The organism is Halomonas sp. Ps84H-12 (genome assembly GCF_024124725.1).
In the GTDB taxonomy this organism is placed as follows: domain Bacteria; phylum Pseudomonadota; class Gammaproteobacteria; order Pseudomonadales; family Halomonadaceae; genus Vreelandella; species Vreelandella aquamarina.
On sequence record NZ_JAMXSJ010000001.1, the window covers coordinates 214,496 to 232,113 of the forward strand.

Annotated in this window: 18 protein-coding genes and 1 pseudogene; 5 read left to right on the forward strand and 14 right to left on the reverse strand. The window is 59.0% G+C overall.

Annotated elements, in window-relative coordinates; all coding sequences use genetic code 11:
• Positions 1-47 precede the first annotated feature (47 nt).
• From NH344_RS01075 to NH344_RS01125, 11 genes are all read right to left on the reverse strand, one after another.
• Positions 48-2,144, reverse strand: a complete 2,097-nt coding sequence (locus NH344_RS01075) for a TonB-dependent siderophore receptor (protein WP_230834349.1) — start codon at positions 2,142-2,144, stop codon at positions 48-50.
• Positions 2,145-2,354: 210 nt separating this feature from the next.
• Entirely contained in the window at positions 2,355-2,672 is a 318-nt protein-coding gene (locus NH344_RS01080) for a DUF6693 family protein (protein ID WP_044627911.1), read from the reverse strand.
• Between the two features lie 84 nt (positions 2,673-2,756).
• Positions 2,757-3,275, reverse strand: coding sequence for a YetF domain-containing protein (locus tag NH344_RS01085; RefSeq protein ID WP_062359331.1), 519 nt, complete (start codon positions 3,273-3,275; stop codon positions 2,757-2,759).
• 107 nt (positions 3,276-3,382) lie between these two features.
• The gene (locus tag NH344_RS01090; RefSeq protein ID WP_062359332.1) at positions 3,383-4,402 is read right to left on the reverse strand and encodes a lipid A deacylase LpxR family protein; all 1,020 of its coding nucleotides are present in this window, start codon (positions 4,400-4,402) and stop codon (positions 3,383-3,385) included.
• A gap of 192 nt (positions 4,403-4,594) precedes the next feature.
• Positions 4,595-5,134 (reverse strand): YaeQ family protein, encoded by a 540-nt coding sequence (locus NH344_RS01095; RefSeq protein WP_062359333.1) that lies wholly within the window; start codon positions 5,132-5,134, stop codon positions 4,595-4,597.
• 116 nt (positions 5,135-5,250) lie between these two features.
• Positions 5,251-6,024 carry an enoyl-CoA hydratase-related protein gene (locus tag NH344_RS01100; RefSeq protein ID WP_054640930.1) on the reverse strand — a complete coding sequence of 258 codons (774 nt, stop codon included), beginning with the start codon at positions 6,022-6,024 and terminating at the stop codon, positions 5,251-5,253.
• 128 nt (positions 6,025-6,152) lie between these two features.
• Positions 6,153-7,049 (reverse strand): 3-hydroxybutyryl-CoA dehydrogenase, encoded by an 897-nt coding sequence (locus NH344_RS01105; protein ID WP_081139087.1) that lies wholly within the window; start codon positions 7,047-7,049, stop codon positions 6,153-6,155.
• Complete coding sequence (locus NH344_RS01110; RefSeq protein ID WP_213262285.1) at positions 6,998-8,644, reverse strand: acyl-CoA synthetase; 1,647 nt, start codon at positions 8,642-8,644, stop codon at positions 6,998-7,000. The genes NH344_RS01105 and NH344_RS01110 overlap by 52 nt, the downstream gene beginning before the upstream one ends.
• A 90-nt stretch (positions 8,645-8,734) precedes the next feature.
• Complete coding sequence (locus NH344_RS01115; RefSeq protein WP_213262286.1) at positions 8,735-10,528, reverse strand: acyl-CoA dehydrogenase; 1,794 nt, start codon at positions 10,526-10,528, stop codon at positions 8,735-8,737.
• Positions 10,529-10,644: 116 nt separating this feature from the next.
• A complete protein-coding gene (locus tag NH344_RS01120) occupies positions 10,645-12,015 on the reverse strand; it encodes an MFS transporter (RefSeq protein WP_062373503.1) in 1,371 nt (456 codons plus the stop codon).
• Between the two features lie 135 nt (positions 12,016-12,150).
• Positions 12,151-12,789, reverse strand: a complete 639-nt coding sequence (locus tag NH344_RS01125; protein WP_137093238.1) for a class I SAM-dependent methyltransferase — start codon at positions 12,787-12,789, stop codon at positions 12,151-12,153.
• Positions 12,790-12,828: 39 nt separating this feature from the next.
• Here NH344_RS01125 and NH344_RS01130 point away from each other — a divergent pair, with 39 nt between their 5' ends.
• The 4 genes from NH344_RS01130 (at position 12,829) to NH344_RS01145 (ending at position 15,036) form a co-directional block, all read left to right on the forward strand.
• A complete protein-coding gene (locus NH344_RS01130; RefSeq protein ID WP_253027395.1) occupies positions 12,829-13,212 on the forward strand; it encodes a VOC family protein in 384 nt (127 codons plus the stop codon).
• 120 nt (positions 13,213-13,332) lie between these two features.
• Complete coding sequence (locus NH344_RS01135) at positions 13,333-13,737, forward strand: DUF4870 domain-containing protein (protein WP_054640928.1); 405 nt, start codon at positions 13,333-13,335, stop codon at positions 13,735-13,737.
• Positions 13,738-13,740: 3 nt separating this feature from the next.
• Positions 13,741-14,673 carry a lysophospholipid acyltransferase family protein gene (locus tag NH344_RS01140; protein WP_253027396.1) on the forward strand — a complete coding sequence of 311 codons (933 nt, stop codon included), beginning with the start codon at positions 13,741-13,743 and terminating at the stop codon, positions 14,671-14,673.
• A 12-nt stretch (positions 14,674-14,685) separates the two neighbouring features.
• Positions 14,686-15,036 carry a hypothetical protein gene (locus NH344_RS01145; protein ID WP_058576950.1) on the forward strand — a complete coding sequence of 117 codons (351 nt, stop codon included), beginning with the start codon at positions 14,686-14,688 and terminating at the stop codon, positions 15,034-15,036.
• 37 nt (positions 15,037-15,073) lie between these two features.
• Here NH344_RS01145 and NH344_RS01150 read toward each other — a convergent pair whose 3' ends face one another.
• Both NH344_RS01150 and NH344_RS01155 read right to left on the reverse strand, forming a co-directional pair.
• Entirely contained in the window at positions 15,074-16,483 is a 1,410-nt protein-coding gene (locus NH344_RS01150; RefSeq protein WP_058576951.1) for a mannose-1-phosphate guanylyltransferase/mannose-6-phosphate isomerase, read from the reverse strand.
• A complete protein-coding gene (locus tag NH344_RS01155; RefSeq protein ID WP_253027401.1) occupies positions 16,480-16,761 on the reverse strand; it encodes a hypothetical protein in 282 nt (93 codons plus the stop codon). Before NH344_RS01155 ends, NH344_RS01150 begins: the two co-directional genes overlap by 4 nt.
• Here NH344_RS01155 and NH344_RS01160 point away from each other — a divergent pair.
• Positions 16,684-17,205 (forward strand): RibD family protein, encoded by a 522-nt coding sequence (locus tag NH344_RS01160; protein WP_253027400.1) that lies wholly within the window; start codon positions 16,684-16,686, stop codon positions 17,203-17,205. The genes NH344_RS01155 and NH344_RS01160 overlap by 78 nt on opposite strands.
• 162 nt (positions 17,206-17,367) lie before the next feature.
• On the opposite strand, the pseudogene NH344_RS01165 reads toward NH344_RS01160, so the two are convergent.
• Positions 17,368-17,463: pseudogene (locus tag NH344_RS01165) on the reverse strand (hypothetical protein); the annotation flags it as partial.
• Positions 17,464-17,618: the final 155 nt, after the last annotated feature.

Below are 17,618 nucleotides of genomic sequence, written 5' to 3' on the forward strand. Positions count from 1 at the left end.
AAACGGGGCCTGCTCATTGCAGGCCCCGTTTGTTATATCATGATGCGTTAAAACTGATAGCGCACATTCGCCGTGACGCTGCGACGGTCGCCGTAGCCACAGTCGCCGCCATCATAACGGCACCAGGAGACATACTCTTCGTCGGTGGCGTTTTTCAGATCCACCGAGAAATCCCACTCGCCCATAGTGTAACCCACCATCGCATCATACAGCGTGCTGGAAGGCACCACCGGCGCGCCGCCAGAGCCAACGTTGTCGCCGACATAACGAACGCCCGCCCCAACACGCCAGTTATTTCCCACATACAGGCGGTTCCACCAGGAAGCCTGCTCTTCGGCCACATACGGCAAGCGAATACCGGTGCCGTCGTTTTTGGCGTTTAAGTTGGTGTATGCGACCTGGGTTTCAAACTGCTGCCAGCGCTTATTTACCTGTAGCTCCCAGCCATCGACCACGGCACCCACTTGCTCGACGCCGCCCGGAGTAACGCCATCGCTAATGCGGTTTTGCTGAGTAATATCAAAGTACGCCGCGCTCACGGCCAGGGATTGATCTGGAGATACGTACTTAAAGCCAATCTCCTCCTGGTCGCCGGTCGTAGGCTTCAAGGGGCTTGGATTGGCCGTACCGTCGTTACCCAAGTTCATGGCGAACGCTTCGGAGTAGCTGACATAGGGTGAGAATCCGTTATCAAAGCGGTACATCAGCCCCAGCCGGCCGGTGGTTTCACCTTCATCACTGACCGTATCCGGTCCAGACAGTGCCAGCGTGCGATTCTCTGCCCAGTCACGACGCAGGCCTGCGGACACCACTACTGGCCCTACTTCGATATGGTCCGCCAGATACACGCCGACCTGCTCAATCTCATTATCCGGGCGGTCAGTGGGGTTCAGCGAATCCAGCTGAAGATTGCCATACTGAGGGTTATAGACGTTGAACTGGCCACCCCCTCCCGTCATATAGCTGTAATTATCCTGAGCCCAGCGGGCGTCCTGACGGTCGATACCCGCCACCAGGGTATGTTGGGTATTGCCAAGCGCGAACTCGCCTTCCAGGCGGGCATCCATATTGAGAATGCGTGTTTCGGCATCTGCAGTGAAGATGGTGCGGTTGACGTTACCCTCAGCATCGGGGACGCTGGGAATATCGATCCAGTGCTCGCGGGTTTCCGTGCTGGAATCGGTATAGCGGGCGGTGGCAGCAAACGCCCAGCTGTCGTTGAGCTGGTGATCGACAAACAGCGTTGTTTCGGTCTTTTCCCGGTCGTAGCGGTCCCAACCCGGCTCGCCAACAAATCGCTCAGAGCCAATAAAGCCTAATGAACCCGGCGCTAACGTGCCTGCCTGGGGAAGAAACTGCGCCGATACCTGACCTTTGTTTTCCTGGCGGTTCAGTAGCAGCGTAATGTTGGTGGCGTCGCTGGGCCGCCACGTAAACGACGGTGCAAACAGGTAGCCATCATCTTCCACATGATCCACCTGGGTGTCGCTGTCACGGGTTAACACCACGAGGCGATAAAGAAACTCGCCCTCTTCATCGGCCGCCCCGGTCACGTCTAACGCCAGCTGCTTGCGGTCGTAGGAGCCATACTGCGCCCACACCTCACCGCTTCGCTCTTCTTGGGGTAGTTTAGAGACGCCGTTGATAATGCCGCCCAAATCCGCTTGGCCGTACAGCATGGAAGATGGCCCGCGCAGCACCTCCACGCTCTCCAGCGCGTAGACGTTGGTGCGCACGGTGTTGTAAGAGCCATACACTTGGCGCAAACCATCCAAATAGCGACCTGCATCAAGCCCGCGCACTTTAGCGCTGTCGCCACGGGTGTCGAATCCGAAGTTGCCCGCGTACACGCCGGGGGTATACAGCAGCGCATCCTGAATGTTTTTGGCACCGCTATCCTGAATAAATTCTTGGTCGATCACTGACATGGAGTAGGGCTGCTCGGCCAGCGGCACATCCAGCTTGCCTACTGAGGGCTCGCGCTCAGCATCGCTATAGCCAAAGCGGCCAGCCGCCTCAGCGGTAACTTCAACAGTTTCAAGGTTCACGTTCTCTTGCGCGTTAGCCGCCGCTACCACAGCGGTAGAAGCGAGGGCGACCGCAACGCTCAGTGCGCGCAGACGAAAGTTAGGTATAGATTTCATCGTATAAGATCCCGGAGCGAATATTAATGTTAATGATAGTAATTTTTATTCGCGAAAATATAGGAGGCTATACAAAGGATGTCAACGGAGGCGAAAGGTGAGTTGAGTCGGACAGGAAGATGCGTTAATGCAAATATTTCTCAAAAAATGACTGCCTGCCGAAGGTCGGCAGGCAGTACAAGGGGCTCTTCGCTTGCGAGGGGGCTGACATTACTGCAGGCGAGAGTTATTCAACGCGTAGTTCCACACCCGGTAAAAGTAGAAAATATAGCCAAGCCCCAGGGTCAGAAATGAGATCACCATCCACAGAATAATATGGCCAACATTGCTGAAGATATTGATATCGCAAACCATTTTCCGCTCTACGCCGGTTGCGTTATCCACCACGCTGGTGCGGTTGATCACGAAGCGAGCGAAGGAGTAAGGAAAGAAAAACAGCGCAATGCCAAAGGTAATAATGGTGAGCAACACCCAGATGAGCAGGTGGCCAATAATATCTAGAATCGAGAGGTCAGCTTTAATGTTCACAGGTCGCCCTTACGCGTTAAGAAAGGGGCGAAGATTACCACTGTGCTCGCTGCCCGTGAACGGCCAGCAGGTGAAGCCTGCGCTTTAAGGGCCGCCCACCCCTGCTAAGCTGGATTCACCTTTTCCTTCCCCGCGCTTTACCACACTTAGCGAACCGTCGGTTTCCAGCACCACCGCCTGAGCAGCCTCTAAACGTAAAAGCCCGCTGCTGCGTACGGCAGAACGCACTTCATCCTGCGTTACCCTCGCCTTCCTTAGCGACGCTTGCAATAACTCCCCGTCATACAGCAGCAGTATCGGTTCCCCCGTGACGAGCCGCTTTACCCAGCTGACACGCACGCTCAGCCACGTAATGATGAACTGCAGGGAAATCAACAGCCCTAGTGCCAGCGCACCCTCTGCCAACGCCACGTCTTTCGATAGCAGTACGGTGGCAAGCGTAGAACCCAAAGCCACGGTCACAATAAGATCAAAGGCGTTCATTTTGGATAGCGTGCGATTACCCGAGATACGTAAAAACACGATCAGCACCGTGTAGGCAAGTAACCCCACCACCAGGGTACGGGCCAAACTTTCCCAACCGCTAAAAAAGACCATTTCCATTGGCGCTCACCCCTGAGTGACGAAAGACAGATGCCTTCCACCACCCAAGGTAGCAACCATAGTGCCTGGGTGCGATGCCATCCGCTGGATTTAGGCTTCATCAAAAATTAAAATTGCTTGGTAAGCGTCAACGCACCAAATTTATCCTGTTCATCCTGGCCATCGAACTCGCGGGTGCGCTGCACGGCTGCGAAGGTTACCTGCCACTCTTCCCAAGCCAATGCCAGCCCGGTAGAAACATCAGCCACCCACTCGTTACGGTCTACTGAGTGACTATTTCTAAAGGTGTTGCCATCCAGCGTCAGGTTCTGTGCCATGTAATATCCCTCCACGTTTGCGAACAGGTACCACTGCCAGCCACTGCTGCCATTTAGCTGATGGCGGCTGCCAGGATTAGGCGTTAACGTAGGAATACCCTGGGCATCGTCGCCCCAACGAACGCTGTAACCAGCGCTGGCATAGGTATACAGGTTGCCAAGCGCCATCCCGACACCGGGGCCGTGGGAAAACTGTTTACTTGCCAGAGGCGTGTCATACCACCACTGGCGGCGCATGGTCAGGTTGACGATTGCCTCATCGCCCAATTGGTTTTGCCAACCGCGCGGCCGGTCACTATCGGTAACACGGTGAACCTCCCGCTGAATGCTATCCGCCTGGGAGGAAGGGCCTACCAAGCCAACATCCAAATGCAGGTCGGTGGCCTGCTGCCAACGGCCCATCGGCTTATCTTCATAAAGCGACACACCGCCATATACTAAACCCGCGTAGGGGCGGTCATCCTCAATCAGCTCGCGGCGCTCAATCACATTAGGCGTATAAATTTGATGCACTAGGCGGTAGGAGGCGCGATCAGCTTGACTGATGATACTATCCGGCAACGCAGCCGCTAAACGCTGGGGCCAGCTTTGTGGTTCGGGGGTAAACATCCAATTCAACTCGAAGCCACTGGTAAAGTGGCCATCATCACTGCTGGCAAGTCCATCGTTTGCATGCTTAATGGAAAGCGAACTATCGTCGGCCAACGCAATAGCGGGCAGTAAGCTGAACGGTAATACAAACGGCAGCACGGCTTTGCAAAAGATGGCTTTAGAAGATTCATCTCTGCGATGAGGAGCAGACGGCGTCATGGCTCATTCCTTGAGTTGAGAGCTGGGCAGGTAGGCAGCCTATTAGCAGGGGGGGGGCAACAAACATTGCTGATTGTATGTCATCATGCAAATAGATAGCAAGCTACTTGATGGCACCCACTCACCTGCCCGGTATTATTTTCCTATCACATACGCACTATCGGCACGTCAGTAAACCTAGTACAAAACCGCCTACCGCTCCCGTAACAGCCACTGTGGCGTGATCTCATGCTGGCCATTTTCATCGGTGATAAACAGTGAACCATCGCTAATCATGACCGCCCAGTTAATCGCCCGGGGCAAATCCGCTGCCACGGTGGCGAGCGCCTCTTGGGGTAGGCCTGCCACGTGAACATTTTTCAACGAGGCGACGGCGGCCAGCACTTTGCTTTCCCAAATATCCACGCGGCCATACGCCAGCAGCGAGACCCGCTCAGCGCGGCGCGAACACCAGGTTAAGCGCTCGGCGTCGGGCAAACCGACCTCTATCCAGTGCAGCACTCGGCCATCCAGGCTTTTTTCCCAAAGCGCTGGCTCGTCCACGTCTGATAGCCCACGCCCAAATGCCAGCGATTCGCTGTACCAGAGGATATAAGCAATTAGCCGAGCGCATAAACGCTCTTCCGTTTCGGAGGGGTGGCGAGCCACCGTAAAGCGCAGCGTTTCGAAAACGCTGCGGTCCAGGTCGGTCAGGTTAACATCGACTTTATAAGGGGTAGCGCTCAGCGCCATGGCGAAGGTCTCGTTCGAAAAAGAAGTGGCGCGCAGTGTAGTAATGCCAGTCAGTTAAGCCTGACTGGCATTAGGCGCATCCGCCCCCTTCTTAACTTAAACTTAATAAATACAATTTAGAAATTGGGTTTACGCTTTTCGACAAACGCGCTCATGCCCTCTTTCTGCTCCTGGCCTGCAAAGCAGAAAGCGAACAGGCTGGTTTCCAGCGCCAGGGCGCTGTCTAGGTCTTGGTCCATGCCGTCGTGAACGGCTTGTTTGGCCCCGCGTACCGACAGCGGCCCGTTGCCCTTCAGCTGTTTGGTAAGCTCTTCAACATAGCTTTCAAGCTCTGCCTGGGGCATTACGCGGTTAACGAGGCCAATGCGCAGCGCTTCCTGGGCATCGATTTTGCGCCCGGTAGTGACCAAATCAATCGCCATGGCGGGGCCGACTCGGCGCGGCAGGCGCTGGGTGCCGCCAAAGCCGGGAATGACGCCTAGCAGGACTTCCGGCTGGCCGAAGATGGCGTTGTCGCTGGCGACGGCCCAGTCGCAGGCCAGCGCCAGTTCGCAGCCGCCGCCAAGGCAAAACCCGTTGACCAGCGCGACCACCGGCACGGGCAGTGTTTCCAGGCGTTTGATGGTACGCAGTGCCTGGCTGGCAAATGCGCGGGCCTCTTCGGGGGTTTTATCCCGCATTTCGGTGATGTCTGCCCCGGCCACAAAGGATTTTTCCCCGGCCCCCGTAATCAATACCGCCCGCAGGCTGGGGTGAGCTTCCAACTCGACCAGATGCGCTTCCAAAGCGCTGAGCACTTCGCTGTTCAGCGCGTTCAAGGCTTTGGGACGATTAATGGTCAGGCGTACCACGCCATCGTTATCAACCTTCTCGATCACTGCGTCGCTCATGGCGGCTCCTTAATTGTTATTGCGCGTAGAAGTGGTTACCACTCAACCCTAGCGAACGCTTGGTTGGGTGGCAATCACTTCTTTTGTCGCCCCCTAAGCTTTTTGTCGCCCCCTAAGCTCGCTGCCTGCTATTCGTAGATATAGAACCCACGGCCACTTTTGCGGCCCAGATAGCCTGCGGCCACCATGCGCTTGAGCAGCGGGCAGGGTCGGTACTTGGGATCGCCAAAACCTTCCTGCAGCACTTCCATGATCGCCAAGCACACATCCAGGCCAATCAAATCCGCCAGCGCCAGCGGCCCCATGGGATGGGCGGCACCCAGCTTCATGGCGTCATCGATGGCTTCCGGCGTGGCGGTGCCTTCCTGCACGATAAACGCGGCCTCATTGATCATCGGCACCAGCAAACGGTTCACGGCAAAGCCAGGCGCATCGCCCACCGGCACAGCGGTTTTGCCCAGCGCCTTGGTCAGCGCTTCGATGCGCTCTACGGTGGCATCCGAGGTCTGCTCGGCGCGGATCACCTCGACCAACTTGAGTACCGGCACCGGGTTGAAGAAGTGCATGCCTACCACCCGCTCAGGGCGCTCGCAGACCGCCGCCAGTCGAGTCAGTGATAGAGACGACGTGTTCGACGCCAGAATAGCGTCGCTGCTCAAATGGCTGAGATCCCGAAACAGCTTCTCTTTCAATGCGGGCTGCTCGGGGGCAGCCTCGATGATCACGCTGCAGTCGCTGAGCGCATCCAGCGCCGTGGTGGTCGAAAGCCGAGCCAGCGCTTCCTGCTTGCCCTCTGCCGTCATCTTCTCTTTGGCAACGAGCTTCTCGAGCCCTTTATCGATTGCATTTTTGGCGCGGGTGAGCTGCTCATCGGCGACATCGTAGAGCCTCACGTTAAAGCCACTCGCGGCCACCACTTGAGCAATCCCCTGCCCCATGGTGCCTGCGCCTACCACGCCAATCCGCTGTTCGCTCATTGCTGTTCCCCTGACTGGTGCTGTCTGGCTTCTTCGCGCAGCACGAATTTTTGAATTTTGCCCGTGGACGTTTTGGGCAGTTCGCTAAAAACCACCGTTTTCGGCACTTTAAAGCTCGCAAGATGCTTACGGCAGTGGGCAATGATATCCGCCTCGGTGACTTCGCCGTAACCTATTTTCAGTTTGACGAACGCGCAGGGCGTTTCGCCCCACTTTTCATCCGGCTTCGCGACCACGGCGGCCTCTTCCACCGCTGGATGGCTGTAAATGGCATCTTCGACTTCGATGGTGGAGATGTTTTCACCGCCCGAGATGATGATATCTTTCGAGCGATCTTTAATCTCGATATAGCCGTCGGCATGCCATACCGCCAAGTCGCCCGTGTGGTACCAGCCGCCCTCCAGCGCTTTTTCCGTGGCCTCGGCGTTTTTGAGATATCCCTTCATCACGTTGTTGCCGCGCATCAGGATTTCGCCGATGGTTTGGCCATCCTTGGCAACGGGTTCCAGCGTGACCGGATCGGCGACGCAGAGCGCTTCCAGCATGTGGTAGCGCACGCCTTGGCGTGACTTGAGTTTGGCCCGCGACTCCAGCGGCAGTTCGTCCCAGGCCGCGTGCCAGGCACATACCGTGACCGGGCCATACACTTCCGTCAGGCCATAAACGTGGGTCACTTCAATGCCCAGCTTTTCTACCCCGGCTATCACCGAGGCGGGTGGCGCGGCACCGGCGGTGGTCACCTTCACCGGGTGATCGAACACCCGCTTCTGTTCGGCGGGCAGGTTCACCAGCCCATTGAGCACGATTGGCGCACCGCTAAAGTGAGTGACGCCCTCTGCAGCGATCAAATCGGTAATGCGTTTGGGGTCTACCTTGCGTAAGCAAACGCTGACGCCTGCATTGGCGGCAATGGTCCAGGGGAAACACCAGCCGTTGCAGTGGAACATCGGTAGCGTCCACAGGTAGACAGGATGGTGCGGCATGGCCCACTCGAGAATGTTGCTCACCGCGTTCAGGTAGGCACCGCGATGGTGATACACCACCCCTTTGGGTTTGCCCGTGGTCCCAGACGTGTAATTCAATGAAATCGCCTGCCACTCGTCGCTGGGCAGTTGATAAGCGTACTCCGGGTCGCCCTCGGCCAGCAGCGCCTCGTACTCCAGCTCGCCAATGCCTTGGGTTTCACCCAAAAACTCCGGGTCAGCCACGTCGATGATCAGCGGCTTGCTCTCCAGCGTGGCCACTGCCGCTTGAATCACCTCGGCAAACTCAGGGTCTACCAGAATCACCTTGGCTTCGCCGTGGGCCAGCATATAGCTAATGGCGTCGGCATCGAGGCGAATATTGAGCGTATTCAGCACGCAGCCCGCCAGCGGCACGCCGAAGTGAGCCTCGAACATCGCGGGAATATTGGGCAGCATGGCGGCCACCGTTTGCCCAGGTTGAATGTCGCGCTTTTCCAGCGCTGAGGCTAGCTGGCGGCAGCGTGTCCAGGTCTCGGCCCAGGTGCGGCGCGTCGTGCCATGCACCACAGCCGGATAATCGGGATAGATGGCCGCCGAGCGCTCGATAAAGGTGAGCGGCGAGAGCGGCACATGGTTGGCAGCGGTTGGCGGTAAGTCTTGTTCAAAGATGGAGGTCATGATCGGTTCCTGCACTCTCGCTGTTGTTATAGGACGTTTTATTATCGGACACTTATAACGAATACCGCCGCCCATAAGGCGGCGGTGGCGTTAGTGAGCCGCGCTATCGAACTGGCTAAAACAGTGCCAACCAGCCTCAATCACGGCACGCTGGGCGCGGCCAACCGGCAGCCATTGGTGAATGGCAAACTCGGCGCTGCACAGTTTGGCGCGGTAAAACGGCTCATCGCTGCCGCCGTCTACAGCCTGTTGGGCATGCAGCGCTGCAATGCCCATTTGCCAAGCGCACAGTACGTGCCCGGCAAGGTTCAACAGCGGCGTGGCGTACGCCTGTACGGCATCGGGACCGTGTTCAGGGTCGCTGCCCTGCTCCAGTACCAAGGCCATGGCGGCGCGCAGGTCGTCAGCGCCCGCCGCAAGCGCACTGCCCATGCTGGCCAGCGACGCTTCACCCCGCAGCGCTTCGGCCGTTTTATGCACGTCATCGATCAGCGCAGAGAGTGCCGCACCGCCGTCTCGCTGCAGTTTTCGGCCGGCCAAGTCCAGCGCTTGAATGCCGTTGGTGCCTTCATAGATAGGCGCAATGCGCGCATCCCGCAATAGCTGGGCCGCGCCGGTCTCTTCCACGTACCCCATGCCGCCGTGTACCTGCACGCCCATGGAGGCGATATCCACCGCTTGGTCGGTCGAGAAACTCTTCACAATCGGGATCAGAACATCGGCGCAGGCCTGAGCGGCTTGGCGTTCGGCGTCGCTCTCTGCGCGGCGAGCGATATCTAACTGCCCGGCACAGTAGAGCGCCAGGGCACGCAGCGCATCGGTACGGGCACGCATGGAGAGCAGCATCCGGCGCACGTCAAAGTGATCGCTAATGGTGCACTCGCTGCCGCCCCGCTGTTTGGGGGAGCGGCCCTGAGTGCGGTCATTCGCGTAGGCCAAGGCGTGCTGGCAGGCGCGTTCGGCCACGCCAATCCCTTGGATCCCGACCTTATGGCGCGCCTCGTTCATCATGGTGAACATGTGGTTGAGCCCGCGCCCCTCCTCCCCCACCAGATAGCCTACGGCACCGCCGTTTTCCCCAAAGCTCAGCGTGCAAGTGGGCGAGCCGTGAATGCCGAGCTTGTGCTCGATGGAGGCGCAGGTGACGTCGTTACGCTCGCCAAGCGAGCCATCGTCGTTCACCAGAAATTTGGGAACCAGGAACAGCGAAATACCCTTATTACCTTCCGGGGCATCGGGCTTGCGGGCAAGGACGAGGTGAATGATGTTCTCGGCAGCGTCGTGCTCGCCCCAGGTGATGTAGATCTTTTGGCCGCTGATGCGGTAGTGATCGCCTTCCGGAACGGCTTTGGTGCGCACTTTGGAGAGGTCCGACCCCGCCTGGGGTTCGGTGAGGTTCATGGTGCCGGTCCAGGAGCCCTCAACCAGCTTGGGCAGGTAGGTCGCTTTTAAGGCATCGCTGCCGTGATGGGCCAGCGCCTCGATGGCACCGGCGGTGAGCATCGGGCATAGCCCTAACGCCATGTTCGCGCCGTGGAGCATCTCCTGCACCGCACTGGCAACCACTTCGGGTAGGTTCTGCCCGCCCAGCTCTTCAGACACGCCAATACCGTTCCAGCCGCCCTCCACATACGCTTGATAGGCGGCGGCAAAGCCTTCAGGAGTGGTGACGCTGCCATCAGTATGGCGCTTCGCCCCCTGACGGTCGCCAACGCTGTTGAGCGGACCCCAAACGTCGCCCGCCAGCTTCGCGGCCTCTTCCAGCACAGCTTCGACGAGATCAGGCGTCGCCTCTTCAAACCCCGGCAACGCCAAGGAGCGGTGCGCTAACATCTCTTCGAGCACAAAGCGCAGATCTCGGACCGGCGCGGCGTAATAATTCATGGCAAAACCCCAGGCAAATGCGGTGAAATAGTAAAAACACTATCGCTGATAGTAGTTTCCCTACTTTCGCCACACCATTAGCCCAAGGTCTCACCTTACTCGATATTGCAGTTCACCTACCGACGCACCTCGGTTTCTACATCGTCGTAATAGGTAATATGGCTCTCGTCTTCCTGAGGCGGCCCTACTACGGGTTCGGCCACGTCGACCTCAGGCACAACGTCAGACAGGTCTTCCAGGTGCTCGTGCTCAAGCGCCCCTTGTACCAGCTCCTCGGTCACCACCAGCTCAGCACCTGCGGCGGTCATCGGCGCAGTGGCCGTAAACGGTGCCACCGGTACCGGTGCCGGGCGAACACTACGACGCCAGCCGAAGAACAGCACGAAGAATAGACTCAGTGAGCCAAACGCCCAGAACAAGCCAGCATCGCCCATGGCGGTCATCACCGGCGAGATCATCAGCGGGCTGATGGTGGCACCAATCGAGTTAATCAACAAAAGGCCTTGGCTCATGCGCACCAGTGCACCGGCAGGCGCGCGGTCGGCGGCATGACTAACGGCCACCGGGTAAAGCGCAAAGACGCCGCCGCCCAGCAAAAAGAGCAGCACGGCGAGCAGCGGCGTGGAGAGCGGCAACCACAGCATGGCCGCTGAAATCACTACGCAGAAGGCGCTGATACCAATCAGCACCATTTGGCGATCATGGCGATCCGACCAGCGGCCAATGGGGTACTGCAGCAACATCGCGCCAAGGACGAGCACGGCCATCATCTGACCTACCTCGTTTACGCTCATACCAATGCGCTGTAGATAAAGCGGCAGCAGCGTATAAGCAGCGGCCACCACCATGCCGGAACCTAGACTGCCCATCACGCCGGTGGGTGTCATGGTAATCAAGCGGAGAGGCGGTAGCGGTTCGGCGTGTTCGATCAGCGGCGACACGCGGGGAATCATCGCCATCGGCAGTACCGAGAGCGACGCCAACAGGCCAATCACCATAAAGGGCGCGGTGTCGCCCATGGCGCTGGTGACACCGAGCATAAGCTGCCCCAGCACCCCAGCGGCGTAAAGGGAGATCATGTACAGTGCCAGCAGGCGGCCACGCACTTTCTGGTCGCCCGCGGTCAACAGCCAGCTCTCGATGACCAGATAGACGCCTACCGTGGCCCAACCGCCCACCAGGCGCAGGGCAAACCACGCCCAAGGGTCGAAGAACAACCCCTGCAACAGCACGGTGACGGCCACCAGCGATGCAAAACTGCCGTAAGCACGAATATGGCCAATGCGCAGCAACAGGCGATCATTAAACATGGCCCCCAGGGCCAGGCCGATGAAATAGGCTGACGAGACAATCCCGATCACCGTCGCCGATTCACCTGCTGCGTCTAAGCGCACGGTAATCAGCGTGGCGAGAAAGCCATTGCCAATCCCAAGAATAAACAGCCCTAGTAGGGGCGCTAACGCCATGGCCAGCAGTTGCCGCGACATGCGTACCTCACCTTGCTCAATGGATGAATCGTTGCCGTTAACACGCCATCACATCAAACAGGCAAGAAAACGGGCGCGCAATTATTGCTTCCATAGGCGCAAAGTCAATGCTTTTTCGCCCTTATAGCAAGCAGATTAGTGTTTTCTAAAAATTACCACGTCGTTGCCAGTAAATTCGACTGTTAAACCCTGTTCAGCCGCCCACCAGCGGAAGGTCGCTTCACTAAAAAAGCAGACGTGGGTTGGGTCGTTAATATAGTGCCAGCGGGCGAAGGCTTGCTGGCTCGTCACTCGCTTGGTCATCAGCCCAAGATAGCCTCCGGGTAGCAGTTGCGCGACCCGCTGGTTCAGCGCCTCGCCCGGTGCCGCCAAGTGCTCCACTACTTCGGTGGCGGTAATGAAGTCATACTGGCGAGTCAGATTCGCGGCATGGGGCGCGTAAAAGATGTCATACACATCTATATCAAAGCCCGCTTCCTCAAACATCACCGAGAGCGTTGGCCCAGGGCCGCAGCCAAAATCCAGCCCTCTTGCGCCAGGAGCTAGCTTTGTTGCCAACGGATTAAATAAACGCCCCAAAAAGCGCCGATATCCCGTATCCTGCGGCGAGTTTTGGTGCTGGTCGTACTCGGCTTTTTCGGCGGCAGCGGTTAAATGCTGCTCGCTAGGCACAAACACTAGCGCACACGTGGCACACTGGTAGTAATCACGGCGACGGTCTTGGTGGTACAGCGCAGACTCCTGCGCGTGGCATAGCGGACAGCGTCGCATCATCGTATTCTCTGGTTTTACGTTTGTATTAAGGAAAGAGGCATGCTCTCAGGTCTGGATCATCTTGTGGTTACCGTGACCGATATGGGTCGCGCAGTGGATTTTTACTCTCGTGTATTAGGCCTGGATGTACGCTATCGGGACGCTCAGCGCGTTGACTTGATGCTGGGTGACACGGCCCTGCGCTTGCACCAAACCGATACCGATATCGCGCCCATTTCAGCCACGCCAACACCGGGCAGCCTGGATTTATGCCTGCGCTGCCAGCTACCGCTGGACGAGTTTAAGCAGCACCTGGATGCACTGACCATCGAGGTCGAGCTTGGCCCCGTGGCCCGCCAGGGTGCCAGCGGCCCCATCGAGTCGATTTACCTGCGCGACCCCGACGGCAACCTGCTGGAAATCTGCCGCCCGGCAGCGCGTTAAGCGCTCAACCCTAGGCGTGGGTGGCCTGCGGGTGATAAGTCGCACTGCCCACGCTATCATAGCGCGCAGAGAAGGTGTCCGCAGGATGCTCGAATTAAACTGAATAGAAAAGGTACGCCCATGCGTGATGACGCTCCGCTGGAAGGTGAAGTGGTTGACCGACACCCTACGTCGGAAAAACCCTCAGAGACCTCCCCCGCCCCAGACACCACCATGGCCATGGTGATTTACGCTCTCTACCTGGCAAGCTTTGTGTTGGGTTTTACGTCACTAATCGGCGTGATTATTGCTTATGTCTACCGCGGCAAAGGTCCAGTATGGCTAGATGAGCACTACCGCTATCAGATCCGCACCTTCTGGATTGGCCTGCTCTACGGCAGTATCGCTACGCTGCTTACCCTGATTCTTGTTGGCTTCCCCATGCTGTTGGCGTTGGTCGTGTGGTTTATCGTGCGCTGCGTAAAGGGCTTTAAAGGGCTGCAGGAGAAGCGCGCGCCCTCCAATGTCGATAGCTGGCTACTGTAATCCATGACCGAACAGGCAACTCCCCCTGCATCGCGCTTTCAAGCCCGTGCCATTGCAACGCTATGGCGCACGCTCTCCCGCTGGCCGGTGCGCTGGCTCTGGCGCATTGCGGCTCTGGTCGGCCCGCAGGTGTATCGCTTTAGCAAACGCGAGCGCAAGGTAACCGAGATCAATCTGAAGGTGGTCTACCCCGACGCGCCTGCCAATCAACGGCAATCCCTGGCCAAACAGAGCCTACAGCACTCCACCGCGACGATGCTGGAACTCGGTCACGCCTGGATGGCCCCGCCCGAGAAGGTAGAAGCCAGCATTCTAGCGGTACATGGCCGCGACAAGCTGGATAGCGCCCGGGCCGAGGGGCGCGGCGTGATCGTGCTTGCTCCTCACTTTGGAAACTGGGAAGTGCTGAACTTTTGGCTTTCCAGCCACTTTCCGTTTACCGCTATGTACGAGCCGCCCAAAATCGCAGGGCTGGAGCCGATTATCCGCCATGGCCGCGAGCGCATGGGGGCAAAGCTCGTGCCCACTAACCCACGGGGCGTGGCGGCGCTGCTCAAAGCGCTGAAACGTAGCGAGGCCATTGGTATTTTGCCGGACCAAGAGCCGGACTGGGGTAGCGGCGTGTTTGCGCCGTTCTATGGCCGCGATTCCTATACCGCGACGCTGTTACCCAAGCTGGTGGCGCGCACACAGGCACGGGTGGTCACCGGTGTGGCCCTGCGTATTCCTGGCAAAGGCTTCGAGATCCACTTCCTAGACGCTGACGAGCGGGTGTATAGCGCTGATGATACAGAGTCAGCTACCGGCGTGAATGCCAGCGTTGAAGCCTCCGTTGCCCTGGACCCGGCGCAGTATCAGTGGGAGTACAAACGCTACCGCAAAGTGGTGGAAGAGCAGCAAGGGCTGCCTAACGCCAACAATTTCCGTCTCTATTAAGTGAGGATGGGCATGACTGAGCAGTACCTCCCCAAACAGGATACGCGTCCCACGCAAATTATTTATGCCCTCTATTTAGCAGGGCTGGTCACGGCTAATGTCACGCTATTGATCGGTGTGATTATCGCCTATGTCTATCGCAAAGAAGCAGCGCCTTGGCTACAGGCCCACTACCGCTACCTCATCCGCACGTTCTGGATCGGCAGCCTCTATTTCCTGGTCACGTTCACCTTGACCCTGCTGTTTCTCGGCGCGCTGCTGTGGCCGCTGCTGGCCCTTTGGCTGGGCATACGCTGCACGCTTGGCTGGCTGGCGGTACGCAAGGGCCAGCCCCCGGCAAGGCCTGGCAGCTGGCTGTGGTGAAGAAGCATCTAGCTGTGTTGAAGAAGTAGCGGCGGGCTCAGTCGTCGCTGTGGCGCGCGTAAACATCGTCCAGCCGTTCGATGTCATCTTCGCCCAGGTAGCTGCCAGACTGCACCTCGATCAGCTCCAGCGGAATCTTGCCCGGGTTCTCCAGGCGATGCAGCGCCCCTATCGGGATGTAGGTCGATTGGTTCTCGCTGACCAGAAAGGTGCGCTCCTCCACGGTGACCTTGGCAGTGCCGCTCACCACCACCCAGTGCTCGGCGCGATGATGATGGCGCTGCAACGACAGCCGTGCACCGGGGCGCACGGTAATGTGCTTGACCTGATAGCGCTGGCCACTGTCCATGGCCTGAAAACTGCCCCAGGGGCGGTGCACCAGCGGTGACGAGCAGGGCTCACACCGCCCTGCCTCGCTCAAGGCCGCCAACAGTTGCTTGACTCCCTGTGCATGATCGCGGCGAGCTACCAGCACGCTGTCCGACGTTTCCACTACTACCAGGTCTTCGACGCCCAGGGTCGCCACCAGGCGATGATTGGCCACCACCAGCGAGCGCTGGGTATCCCGCAATACGCCGTCACCGGTCACCACGTTGCCCGCCGCATCAGGGGTGTGCGTGGCCATCAGCGCATCGAAGCTACCGATGTCGCTCCACCGCGCGTCCAGCGGCACGACGGCGGCCCTGGCACAGTGCTCCATCACCGCATAGTCGATGGACTCGCTGGGACAGCGCTTGAAGGAGGCCTCGTGCAAGCGCAGGAAATCGAGATCGTGGTGCGCCTCGTCTACCGCTGCCTGACAGGCCGCCAGCATGTCGGGCTGTAGCCGTGCCAGCTCGGCGAGATAATCCGAGGCCCGCAGCAGGAACATGCCGCTGTTCCACAGCGTATTGCCTTCGGCCAGCAGGGCCTTGGCTTTTTCAAGAGGGGGCTTTTCGACGAAGGCGTCCAGATGGTGGCCATCTCCCAACGCCGCGCCGCAGGCAATGTAACCGTAACCGGTTTCCGGATGAGTCGGCACGACGCCAAAGGTCACCAGATAACCTTGCTCGGCCAACGGCGTGGCCCGCCGCACGCTGTCGGTGAACGCGGCCACATCTCCAATCACATGGTCGGCGGGCAGCACCAGCAAAAGCGGGTCGTCCCCCGTCTGGCGTGCCAGCAGCGCGGCACAGGCGATGGCCGGGGCCGTATTGCGCCCTTCCGGTTCCAGCACTACCTGCCCCTGCTGGCCAGCTTCGCGAAGCTGCTCGGCCATCAAAAAACGATGCGCATGATGGCCCATCAACATGGCGGGCTGTGCGGTGATGTCCGCAAGCCGAGCCAGTGTTTGCTGTAACAAGCTTTGCTCGCCGGTCAGGCGCAAAAACTGCTTGGGCATCTGTTCCCGGGAAAGCGGCCACAGCCGTGTACCGCTACCGCCGCTGAGAATGACGGGTTGAATCATGGTGTCGTCCTTGGTGTCGTACCTGGTAACGGTTCCGCTGCGCCAAAATCTTCTTGTAGCCAGTGGCGTAACTGGCTCATGGGTGGGGCATCGAAGGTGGCTGACAGGTCAGGCAGCATGCCGTTCACGAAGCCACGCGCCATGAAAGGGGCCATTCCCACTACATCAACGGCCCTGAAAGCCGGGTACACCTGCACCGGCTGCGCGCCCTGGCCGATGCCGTGGTGGTGGGCGCCGGCACCGCTGCGGCCGACAACCCCCAGCTCACCGTGCGCCATGTCGATGGGCCCAACCCGGTTCGCGTGGTGCTGGACCCACGCGGTCGCGTGCCCACCACCCTGGCGCTGTTTCAACCAGGCGACGTGGCGACGCTGCACATCACCGGGCCTCAGGTAGCCCCGCTGAACAGCGCTGCCGAGCAGTGCTGCCTGCCGCTGAATGCCCATGGGCAATTTCAGCCCCACGATGTCATTGCGCTGCTGGCAGAGCGCGGATTGCACCGCGTTCTGGTGGAAGGTGGCGGCATCACCATTTCCCAGTTCATAGAAGCCCAGGCCGTGGATCGCCTGCACCTGCTGGTGGCCCCGCTGTTGATTGGTTCGGGGCGGCCCGGGCTGGTGATGACCCCCATCGACACCCTGGAGCAGGCGCTGCGCCCCACGATGCGCTCGTTCCGATGCGGCGCCGACACGCTGTTCGACGTCGAGCTGCGCCGCTCCTGACGCGGCAGCCCCCATGGCCCCTTCACTCGAAGAGGCCGGGGAGCTTGCCGGGCTCGCTTGGCCGCGCCGAGCCAGTGCCACGGGGATACCCGGCAGACTGGACAGCAGCACCAGCACGCCATACGCCAGCGAAATGGCCACGCCCTGCGCAGGCGGCATGCCCACCAGCATCCATAAACCTGCTGCGGCGCCTTCGCGTACGCCCCACCCAGCTACCGAGAGCGGCACCAGCATGGAAAGCAGCAGCAACGGTGCCAACGCCAGCAGTTCAAAGGCAGGTATCGGACTCCTGAATCCGTGAAGCCGGCGCCGACACTTTCCCTATCACCGCCAGCGAGCACTTTTTGATCATTCGCCCCGTGCAAGTTGGCTTTCGCAAGCCCGTTATTGCCAAAACCCACCGTGCTGATCGG

What these genes read in the sequence shown, in the direction of transcription:
- NH344_RS01110 (WP_213262285.1), bottom strand. Translation starts at nt 8,644, where the DNA reads ATGACCTCCATCTTTGAACAAGACTTACCGCCAACCGCTGCCAACCAT.
- NH344_RS01140 (WP_253027396.1), top strand. Translation starts at nt 13,741, where the DNA reads ATGACCGAACAGGCAACTCCCCCTGCATCGCGCTTTCAAGCCCGTGCC.
- NH344_RS01150 (WP_058576951.1), bottom strand. Translation starts at nt 16,483, where the DNA reads ATGATTCAACCCGTCATTCTCAGCGGCGGTAGCGGTACACGGCTGTGG.
- NH344_RS01155 (WP_253027401.1), bottom strand. Translation starts at nt 16,761, where the DNA reads ATGGCGCACGGTGAGCTGGGGGTTGTCGGCCGCAGCGGTGCCGGCGCC.
- NH344_RS01145 (WP_058576950.1), top strand. Translation starts at nt 14,686, where the DNA reads ATGACTGAGCAGTACCTCCCCAAACAGGATACGCGTCCCACGCAAATT.
- NH344_RS01135 (WP_054640928.1), top strand. Translation starts at nt 13,333, where the DNA reads ATGCGTGATGACGCTCCGCTGGAAGGTGAAGTGGTTGACCGACACCCT.
- NH344_RS01130 (WP_253027395.1), top strand. Translation starts at nt 12,829, where the DNA reads ATGCTCTCAGGTCTGGATCATCTTGTGGTTACCGTGACCGATATGGGT.
- NH344_RS01095 (WP_062359333.1), bottom strand. Translation starts at nt 5,134, where the DNA reads ATGGCGCTGAGCGCTACCCCTTATAAAGTCGATGTTAACCTGACCGAC.
- NH344_RS01085 (WP_062359331.1), bottom strand. Translation starts at nt 3,275, where the DNA reads ATGGAAATGGTCTTTTTTAGCGGTTGGGAAAGTTTGGCCCGTACCCTG.
- NH344_RS01115 (WP_213262286.1), bottom strand. Translation starts at nt 10,528, where the DNA reads ATGAATTATTACGCCGCGCCGGTCCGAGATCTGCGCTTTGTGCTCGAA.
- NH344_RS01125 (WP_137093238.1), bottom strand. Translation starts at nt 12,789, where the DNA reads ATGATGCGACGCTGTCCGCTATGCCACGCGCAGGAGTCTGCGCTGTAC.
- NH344_RS01120 (WP_062373503.1), bottom strand. Translation starts at nt 12,015, where the DNA reads ATGTCGCGGCAACTGCTGGCCATGGCGTTAGCGCCCCTACTAGGGCTG.
- NH344_RS01100 (WP_054640930.1), bottom strand. Translation starts at nt 6,024, where the DNA reads ATGAGCGACGCAGTGATCGAGAAGGTTGATAACGATGGCGTGGTACGC.
- NH344_RS01075 (WP_230834349.1), bottom strand. Translation starts at nt 2,144, where the DNA reads ATGAAATCTATACCTAACTTTCGTCTGCGCGCACTGAGCGTTGCGGTC.
- NH344_RS01090 (WP_062359332.1), bottom strand. Translation starts at nt 4,402, where the DNA reads ATGACGCCGTCTGCTCCTCATCGCAGAGATGAATCTTCTAAAGCCATC.